Raw genomic sequence first — 8,633 nt, 5'->3', positions numbered from 1 at the left:
CCACCGGGCCGCAGACGCCGACGCACCGGGGGCGGGGGCGTGCCGGTATGTCAACGTTCGCGACGTACAGCTCCCGCTGGAAACGGTCACCAATGAAACTCAGGGCCGTATGCCCAGCAGTCGCGAACGTGACATACCGGCACGGCCCCGCCCCACCCACCGACGTCGAGCGTCACGTCCGATTTCCGCCAGTCGACCGCGTGGCGGTGGCGCAGACTGGAGGGGTGATTGACGAAGAGACCAGGTATGGAGCGGTGCGGAGCAGGGACGCCCGGTTCGACGGGGAGTTCTTCTTCGCTGTGGAGACGACAGGGATCTACTGCCGGCCGAGCTGCCCCGCCGTGACGCCGAAGCGGGAGAACGTCCGGTTCTACGCGACGGCCGCCGCCGCGCAGAGTTCCGGGTTCCGGGCATGCCGGAGATGCCGCCCCGACGCCGTACCGGGTTCCGCCGAGTGGAACGTACGTGCGGACGTCGTAGGGCGCGCGATGCGGATGATCGGCGACGGCGTCGTGGACCGCGAGGGAGCCGCCGGGCTCGCCGTGCGACTCGGCTACAGCGCCCGCCAGGTACAGCGCCAGCTCACCGCAGAGGTGGGCGCAGGCCCGGTCGCCCTGGCCCGGGCCCAGCGAGCACACACCGCGAGGGTGCTGCTGCAGACCACGGAGCTGCCGATCACGGAGATCGCGTTCGCGGCGGGGTTCGCGAGCGTGCGGCAGTTCAACGACACGATCCGTACGGTGTACGCCTCGACCCCGACCGAGCTGCGCGCCGCCGCACCCCGCCGCGGCGCCGCCTCGCGTCGCGCGGCCACTCCGTCGGCCGGGATCCCGTTGCGGCTGGCCTACCGCGGCCCGTACCGGGCCGGTGAGGTCTTCGACCTGCTGGCGGCCGAGGCTGTCGCCGGAGTCGAGGAGGTGACCGGTGGTGCGGGCTCCCGTACTTGTCGCCGGACCCTGCGGCTGCCGTACAGCACGGGCATCGTGGCCGTCGGCGAGCGGCTGTCCGGGGCCTCCGCGCACACAGGCGGCTGGCTCGACGCCCGGCTGCATCTCACCGACCTGCGCGATCTGACCACCGCAGTGCAGCGGATGAGGCGACTCCTGGACCTGGATTCCGATCCGTACGCAGTGGACGAGCGCCTGGGAGCCGACGAACGACTGGCACCGCTGGTGTCGGCCAGGCCCGGCCTGCGTTCGCCCGGGGCAGCCGACCCGGAGGAGCTGGCCGTGCGCGCACTGGTCGGCCGGGACGAGGCCGAGCGCCTGGTGCGGGCGTACGGGAAGCTGCTGGACGCGCCCTGCGGAACGCTCACGCATGTCTTCCCCGAGCCGGCCGCACTCGCGGAAGCAGGCGGCACGCTGGGCGCACTCGCCACAGCGCTCGCCGACGGCACCCTGCGGCTGGACCCGGGCGCCGACCGAGAGGAGGCGCAGGCCACGCTGCTCGCCCTGCCCGGCATGGATCCACGGACCGTGGCAGTCATCCGCACCCGGGCCCTGGGCGACCCCGACGCGGCGCCACCGGACGAGGACGTCCCCGACGCCTGGCGTCCCTGGCGCTCCTACGCCCTGCACCATCTGAGAGCGGCCGGCCAGACCCCACCCACCACGAGCGAGCTGGAAGAGCACCGATCATGACGAACATCCAATACGCCCAGCTCGACAGCCCCGTAGGCCAACTCCTGCTCACAGCAGACGAGTCCGGGGCCCTGACCTCCCTCTCGGTCCCAGGACAGAAGGGCGGCCGCACAGTCCAGCCGGACTGGTGCCCCGCGCCCGAGCTCTTCCGGGACGCCCGAGAACAGCTCGCGGCCTACTTCGCCGGTGAACTCAAGGAGTTCCAGCTGGAGTTGAAGGCGACCGGTACCGATTTCCGCAAGCAGGTCTGGGACGCGCTCGACTCAGTCCCGTACGGGGCGACCACCACGTACGGAGAGATCGCCGCACGGATCGGCGCGTCGCGTGTCGCCGTGCGGGCCGTAGGCGGGGCGATCGGTGCCAACCCGCTGCTGATCGTCCGCCCGTGCCATCGGGTGATCGGCGCGGACGGATCGCTCACGGGTTACGCGGGCGGCCTGGAGCGAAAGCTCCAGCTGCTGAGGCTGGAAGGACAGTAGCGCCCCGCCCAGTCCTCAGCCCTGACCCCTCAGCCCTCACCCCTCCTCCAACCCCCAACTGTGGATCCGCCGAGGGTGAATCCGGATCAGCTCCTCACTGAAGTGCGGTCCCAACTCATGTGGCCCCGTGAGGAGTTCGGCCTCGCCCCGGATGTCCACGCCGCGCACCTTCCAGGGGCGGAGGCTGACGATGTCGTCGACGACGAGGGCGACCTTCGGGTTCTTCTGGAGGTTGCGCCACTTCTTGGTGGTGCCCATGGCGTATCCGCCGACGAGGATCGTGCCGTCGTCCTGCGGAAAGAAGCCCACAGGGTTGGCCTGCGGCTGCCCATGCTGATCGACGGTGGCCAGCCGACCCAGCCGCTGGGACTTTAGGTACACCCGTTCGGCTTCACTGAATGCGGTCATAGCTGCAGCCAAACACGGATTTCGTGCCTTCCGCATCGGATCCTGGCCCTAGGTCCGGAGACCTGCACCTCGCCGGGCTCCGTCGGCGGAAGGCAGTGACGCATGGTCAGACAGACGCTGGTTGCCGTGGCCGGAGCGCTGACGCTCACGCTGATGGGTACGGGGGCCGCCCACGGAGGCCGGGAGCCCCTCGCGCGGACGGCTCCCGCGCACTGGACCGGCACTTGGGAAGGCTCGGCCTCCGGTACCACACCCGCCCTCCCCGGCGCCTCGATCCGTAACGTCGTCCACACGAGCGTCGGCGGCACGGCAGTCCGCGTACGGATCTCGAACCGCCTCGGCACTCTCCCGCTGACCCTCGGCGGAGCCACCCTCGCCCGGCAGGTGCGCAACGCCCCCAAGAGCCCGGACGCCCTCCCCGGCACGATGCGGACACTCACGTTCGGCGGCCGGAAGAAGGTCACCGTGCCGGTGGGCAGGGACGCGGTGAGCGACTCCGTGCCGCTGGCCGTCCCGGCAGCCACGAACCTCCTCGTCACCCTCCACACGCCCGGAGACCCGGGCCCGGCCACCTACCACCGAGACGCCCTGCAGACGAACTTCATCGCTCCGAAAGGCAATCGGGTCGCCAGCACGAGAGGTACGGCGTTCACGGCAACCACGCGCTCCTGGTACTACGTGAGCGGAGTCGACGTACGGCGGCCGGAGCCCGCAGGGAGCGTGGTCGCGCTAGGAGACTCCCTCACCGACGGCTCCGGCTCGACACCGAGTACCAACAGACGCTGGCCCGACCGCCTCGCAGAGCGCCTCCGAGCCCTGCCCGCGCGCCGTCAACAGGGCGTTCTGAACGCAGGAGTAGCCGGAAACCGCCTGCTGCTCGAAGGCCGGGGCCCCAGCGCCCTGGCCCGGTTCGACGCCGACGTCCTCTCCCGCACCGGCGTACGCACGCTGATCGTGATGGAGGGCATCAACGACATCAAGAGCGCGCCGAACCAGACCGACCCGGCAGCCCTCGCCGCCGCGTACCGCGAGATCGTGCGGCGCGCCCACGCCCGAGGCATCCGGGTCATCGGTGCCACGCTCACCCCGTTCGGCGGCTACGGCGGATACACGGACAAGCGGGAGCGCGTACGGCAGGAGGTCAACCGAATCATCCGTACCGGTGGACTGTTCGACGCGGTCGCGGACTTCGACGCCGTCGTCCGCGACCCGTCCCGGCCGTCCCGCATGCTGGCCGCCTACGACCCCGGCGACCACCTCCACTTCAACGACGCGGGTATGCGGGCACTCGCCGACAGCATCGACCTGAAGACCCTGGCGGGATAGCTCACGGAGCGGAGGCCGGCAGCCCCCACCGCGGGGCTTCCTGATTCGGCTCGACAGGGACGATGCGCAGATCCGGCCGGTCACCCTTCCCGGTGATGAGCGCCGACTCGCCCTTGCGCAGCGCGACTTGGACAACCCCGTCACCCACGGCCTCGTACCGCAGGGACCGTCCACGCCCGTCCCGCACCTCGATCGCGCCGGCTATCCCATGCCGTACGACGCAGGGGGCGCCCGCCTCACTGACCAGCCGGACCCAGCGGGTCTTCCCAGCCTTGCGCACCGCGCTGAGCAGGAAGGCCCCCTGGGTCCGGAAGTCGTGCACGGTCAGGTCGGCCCAGGCGGCGGGCACGGCGGGGAAGACGCGGATGACGTCGCCCCAGGACTGGCAGATCATGTCGTGGACCGACTGGGCGGCGGAGAGCGGGGTCTCGATGACCGGGCCCGACTCCTTGTACATGGTGTTGGGCTGGATGAAGCGGGTCATCAGCTGGCCCAGGTACGAGAGCGCGTCCTCGCCCTTGCCGAGCAGCGCCGACATCGAGGCCGCGCCCGTGAACGTATAGCCCTGGAGGGCGCCCTCGAAGCCGACCCAGTGGGCCAACGACTTCTCGATCAGGGCCCTTTCGTCCGGGGTGTCGCCCGTCAGCTCGTACAGCGGGTAGACGGCCAGGAGGTGGGAGTAGTGGCGGTGGGACTTCGCGAAGGGGATGTCCGCACCGATCATGAAGCCGTTCGCGTCGGTCGGATAAGCGATCCGCTTGGCCAGGACCTCGCGCCAGCGGGGCGCCAACGTGTCGTCGATGCCCAGGAGTTCGGCGGAATCGAGGAGAGTGCGGCAGCCCCAGGTGAGCAGCATCAGGTCGTAGTTGCAGTCCCGGGAGTTGCCGCCGTACTCGGGTGAGAAGGTCGCCGGGAGGTGCAACTTGCCGTCGGCGCCCGGCTCCAGGAAGTGCAGGTAGTAGTTGACCGCCTTGCGCAGGAGCGGGAACAGAACGTCCCGGAGGATCGACTCGTCCATGGTGTGGCGGTAGCTGAGCCAGACGTTGTGCAGGGCCCAGGTGAGGTTGCCGACCTCGGGAGTCGGTGGGTCCTGGCCGGGGATGCCGACGCCGTAGCCGAGCACGGGGTCCGTCGCACCGCCGTTGACCAGCGAGGCGTCGGTGGTGCGCGGGATGCCCAGCGAGTCGGAGCGGTAGGCGGGCGCCATCTCGGCCTTTAGGTGGTCGCGGAACTCGCTCAACGATCGTGTCACGGCGTCGAGTTCGAGGTGGTTGGAGCCGTGGATCAGCCAGTACTCAAGCTGCACGTTCAGGTTCCACCAGGTCGCGGGCCAGGGCGTGGGCTCCAGCCAGGGGCCGCTCGTGGCCATCGCGGGAGCGTCACGACGGGCAGCGGACGCCGTCTTGTAGAGCTGGATCCAGTAGAAGCGCTGGATGCGCGTGTCCGGGAGGGAGAGGAAGCTCTTGCGGTAGAAGGCGTGCCACCAGGCGCGATGGGTCAGCGCCAGTGCGTCGTACGGCAGGAGGGCGGTCGTGCGGACGGTGGCCAGGGCCTGCCGCAGTGCCGTCGACTTCGGGTAGGAGTGCGCGACGTCGACGTACAGGGTCCGCCGGGAGCCCAGCGTCCGCTCCCGCCACGCGGTGACGTGCTGGCCGCCGGAGAGGAGCGGCTGGACGGCCGCGGACACGCCGTCGTGCTGCTCGATCGCGGCGGGCGGGTTGCCCGCGTATCCCGGCGGGACCGGTTTGAACGCGGCACGGGGGCTGATGGCCTCCGCCGGGTGGAACACCCACCGGAAGTCGCGCTCGCCCTTGCTCGGTGTCACCTCGACGGCGAGGACGGAGCGGGTGGTGTGGATCAGGGCGCGGATCGTGAGGGTGCCGCGGTCCGTGGTGAGCGTGCCGGCCAACTCGGCGTCGCGCAGCCCGAGTCGCCAGTCGAGGCCGGTGATCGCGCCCACCGGCTCCAGAGTGAAGTGGCCTATGGGAAGCCGCGCGAGACCGAAGAGGGAGCCGAACTGCGGGCGGTGGTCCTGCACTTCGGAGTGCTGGATGTTGAAGCGGACGGCCTCGGTCTCCCGGCCCGGTTCGGCGTAGATGCCGGAACCCAGGAAGCCGTTGCCCAGGTACGGGCCCTCGTACCAGGTCTTCGGCATCCGCTCCCAGACCAGGTCGGCGTCGTCGAGGACGGTTCGCCAGGGGTCGCAGGACGTGGAGGGGGCGTACGAGGCGTCGGGGGCGCTTCCATGGTCGGCCGCGCTCGCCTGTGCCGGGAGGCCGGTGGCGAGAAGTGTCCCGCCGAGGGCGGATCCGGTGGCGAGCACGGTTCGTCTGGACGGGCTGGGCATTGCGCCTCCTGGCGGCTCGTTCCACTGCGTGCGCTCCGGAGATTCATCGGAGCTATCCCAAGGCGCAACGTAGAGAAGGTGCGAGATGGCGTCAATATGAAGGGAGAGATCCGATGTGTGGACTGTGCGGGTGGAGTGCGCGGCGCGGGATCACGGGCCCCAGATCACAGCTCCCAGCCACGCCCCCGCGATCAGCAGGCAGGCGAACAGCTCCACCAGCACGCTGGTCCCGCCCGCCCGCATCACCGAGCGGACGGACGCCTTCGCCTCCCCGTGGCCGCCGAGCCGCAGCCGTTCGGCGAGATAGGCGCCGCCGAGATAGCCGGGTATCGCGCCCAGTACGGGCAGGAGAAAGAAGCCGAGCAGGGCCCCTACGCCCGCGTACGCCGCCATGCGCGGGGTGGCGCCGCTCGCGCGCAGCCGGCGCGGCGGCAGCTGCCAGCGGATCACCTGGGCCAGGAACAGGACGGCCGTGGCGCCCACGAGCACGGCCCACGAGAGCGCCTGCGGATCCTCGAACGCCCACCACAGGACCGCGGCCCACACCAGCCACGACCCGGGCGCGCCGGGTACCAGCACTCCGCTCAGGCCGAGCAGCAGCACCACACCGACCGGCAGGAGTTCCCACGCTCCCATCTGTCCAGAGTGCGGGAGGGCGGGCGAAACCGCAGGTCAGTCCTGTCGCTCCCGGGCCACCCAGCCCTTCTCGTACGTGTGCCAGCCCAGCTGGAGCCTGGTCGTCACGCCCGTCAGTTCCATCAGCCGTTTGACCCGGCGCTGCACGGTACGCAGGCCGAGGTCGAGCTGCTTGGCGACGCTCGCGTCGGTCAGTCCTGCGAGGAGCAGGGAGAGGATCTCCAGGTCGGTGCCGTCCGGCCCGTCCCGCTCCTCCTCCGTGACCGCGTCGGGCGCGCCCAGACGCAACGGCAGCGCGTCCCGCCACACCGCCTCGAACAGGCCCGACAGCGATTCCAGCAGCCCGCTCGCGTGGACGACGAGGGCCGCGGGCTCCAGGGTCCGCGAGGTCAGGGGCACCATGGCGAGGGCGCGGTCGGCGATCACGAGCTTGGTCGGCACCGTGTCGACGACCCGTACCTGCTCGTCGCGGCCGAGCGCGGCCGACAGCTCGGCGATGCCGTTCGGCAGGTGCAGCACCGACCGCTCGACCACCACGCGGTAGCGGACACCGCGGTCGGCGGCCTGCTCCTCCGCTTCGTTGTCGGTGCCGGAGACGACGACCGGGTTCCCCGTGACCAGGGCGCACACCTCCTCGCTCGCACCGAGCTGGAGCTGCAGGAACCGCTGGGCGACCGCGGCCGCGCCGGTCACCACCTCGACCAGGTCGTGCGCGGCGGGCTCGACGGCCCGGGCACGGTACTCCTCGGCGAGCAGCGCGGCCGCCAGTTCCGCCTGGTCCAGCTCGTGGCGCCGCTGGGTGAGCAGCGCGCCGATCGCTACACCGGGCGGCGCCGCGACCCAACGGCCCGGCCGGGCCGAGGACTGGGCGGCGAGACCGTGCCGCTCCAGCCGGCGCAGCGCGCGTTCGGTGTCGTGCTCGCCCAGCGTGAGCCGTCTCGCGAGATCGGGCACGTCGGCGGCGCCCACGGACACCAGTGCCCGGTAGGCCGACTCGTGTGTCTCGTCCAGCCCTATCGCTGCCAGACCTGTCGCTCCCAGCATGCGGCGACGCCCCTCCCCGAAGACCGGGCCGTGGCGGAAAACGGCCACGGCGTAAAACCGCCTCGGCACATCATGGCCGTACCCTGCGTCTCTCTGCCAAGGTGGCGCCACCGCAGCATGACGCGCGGGCCGTGGCGAGGACCCGCCAGGGAGCGGTCGGGCCGAGTACGCGGTGGGTGGGCGAGGGGCGGCGGACGGGCCGCGACCGCGGGGCACAGCTGTCCCTCAGGGAGGCGCGTCACACTCAGGGCCGAACCGGGTGACTCCCAGGAGAACTGGGGAACTCGGCCGTTCAGACGGTGACCCGGGCGTACGGCGTGCGCCGGGGCCCGCGGTCACACCGGCGCCGCCGGGCGGTTCTCCCGTGGGGGGTGGGATCGCCCGGCGGTTTCGTATCGCCGTTCGACGCCCAACCCCGTGGCCGGTTTTTCCGGATGCACCGTTTTCATCCGGCCTCCGCGGTGGACAATTAGGGGCATGAGCCAGCAGGGGGAGAAGCCCACCGGTCAAGAGGACGACTGGTGGGGGCAGCTGTACGACGACTCCACGGGGGACACAGGGCCCGCCGCCGCGGCCGACTCCCTCGACGACCGCTTCGCCTCGGCGTCGGACACCGTGGGCGCCCCGGGCGACGCGCCCCCGCCCACGCCCGCCACGGGCGCCGGAATCCCGCCACCCCGCACCCGAACACCGGCCGAAGGCCGCCGCCGTCCGGGCAGCGGCTCGGAACCGGTCGAGCCGGGGAGCGGCGCC

General features: G+C 71.3%; 7 protein-coding genes and 1 pseudogene. 4 read left to right on the top strand and 4 right to left on the bottom strand.

Features of this window, described 5'->3' with window-relative positions; all coding sequences use genetic code 11:
- Nucleotides 1-227 precede the first annotated feature (227 nt).
- Entirely contained in the window at nucleotides 228-1,640 is a 1,413-nt protein-coding gene (locus tag O3Q52_RS43040) for a bifunctional transcriptional activator/DNA repair enzyme AdaA (protein WP_269653970.1), read from the top strand.
- A complete protein-coding gene (locus O3Q52_RS43035; protein WP_269653969.1) occupies nucleotides 1,637-2,119 on the top strand; it encodes a methylated-DNA--[protein]-cysteine S-methyltransferase in 483 nt (160 codons plus the stop codon). Before O3Q52_RS43040 ends, O3Q52_RS43035 begins: the two co-directional genes overlap by 4 nt.
- A gap of 36 nt (nucleotides 2,120-2,155) precedes the next feature.
- On the opposite strand, the gene O3Q52_RS43030 is transcribed toward O3Q52_RS43035, so the two are convergent.
- Complete coding sequence (locus O3Q52_RS43030) at nucleotides 2,156-2,527, bottom strand: PPOX class F420-dependent oxidoreductase (RefSeq protein WP_266753744.1); 372 nt, start codon at nucleotides 2,525-2,527, stop codon at nucleotides 2,156-2,158.
- Between the two features lie 102 nt (nucleotides 2,528-2,629).
- On the opposite strand from O3Q52_RS43030, the gene O3Q52_RS43025 reads away from it, so the two are divergent.
- Entirely contained in the window at nucleotides 2,630-3,853 is a 1,224-nt protein-coding gene (locus O3Q52_RS43025) for an SGNH/GDSL hydrolase family protein (RefSeq protein ID WP_269653968.1), read from the top strand.
- A 1-nt stretch (nucleotide 3,854) separates the two neighbouring features.
- On the opposite strand, the gene O3Q52_RS43020 is transcribed toward O3Q52_RS43025, so the two are convergent.
- From O3Q52_RS43020 to O3Q52_RS43010, 3 genes are all read right to left on the bottom strand, one after another.
- The gene (locus O3Q52_RS43020; protein ID WP_269653967.1) at nucleotides 3,855-6,200 is read right to left on the bottom strand and encodes a glycoside hydrolase family 95-like protein; all 2,346 of its coding nucleotides are present in this window, start codon (nucleotides 6,198-6,200) and stop codon (nucleotides 3,855-3,857) included.
- A 150-nt stretch (nucleotides 6,201-6,350) separates the two neighbouring features.
- On the bottom strand, nucleotides 6,351-6,836 hold the full coding sequence (locus O3Q52_RS43015) for a DUF456 domain-containing protein (RefSeq protein WP_269653966.1): 486 nt from the start codon (nucleotides 6,834-6,836) through the stop codon (nucleotides 6,351-6,353).
- 36 nt (nucleotides 6,837-6,872) lie between these two features.
- Complete coding sequence (locus tag O3Q52_RS43010) at nucleotides 6,873-7,880, bottom strand: LuxR family transcriptional regulator (protein WP_269653965.1); 1,008 nt, start codon at nucleotides 7,878-7,880, stop codon at nucleotides 6,873-6,875.
- 477 nt (nucleotides 7,881-8,357) lie between these two features.
- Between O3Q52_RS43010 and O3Q52_RS43005 the strand changes: the two are divergent.
- A pseudogene (locus O3Q52_RS43005) lies at nucleotides 8,358-8,633 on the top strand (hypothetical protein); the annotation flags it as partial.

Origin of the sequence: Streptomyces sp. ActVer (genome assembly GCF_027270795.1) — a bacterium.
In the GTDB taxonomy this organism is placed as follows: domain Bacteria; phylum Actinomycetota; class Actinomycetes; order Streptomycetales; family Streptomycetaceae; genus Streptomyces; species Streptomyces umbrinus_A.
This window is presented reverse-complemented; position numbering and strand designations above follow the sequence as displayed.

What these genes read in the sequence shown, in the direction of transcription:
- O3Q52_RS43035 (WP_269653969.1), top strand. Translation starts at nt 1,637, where the DNA reads ATGACGAACATCCAATACGCCCAGCTCGACAGCCCCGTAGGCCAACTC.
- O3Q52_RS43015 (WP_269653966.1), bottom strand. Translation starts at nt 6,836, where the DNA reads ATGGGAGCGTGGGAACTCCTGCCGGTCGGTGTGGTGCTGCTGCTCGGC.
- O3Q52_RS43025 (WP_269653968.1), top strand. Translation starts at nt 2,630, where the DNA reads ATGGTCAGACAGACGCTGGTTGCCGTGGCCGGAGCGCTGACGCTCACG.
- O3Q52_RS43020 (WP_269653967.1), bottom strand. Translation starts at nt 6,200, where the DNA reads ATGCCCAGCCCGTCCAGACGAACCGTGCTCGCCACCGGATCCGCCCTC.
- O3Q52_RS43030 (WP_266753744.1), bottom strand. Translation starts at nt 2,527, where the DNA reads ATGACCGCATTCAGTGAAGCCGAACGGGTGTACCTAAAGTCCCAGCGG.
- O3Q52_RS43010 (WP_269653965.1), bottom strand. Translation starts at nt 7,880, where the DNA reads ATGCTGGGAGCGACAGGTCTGGCAGCGATAGGGCTGGACGAGACACAC.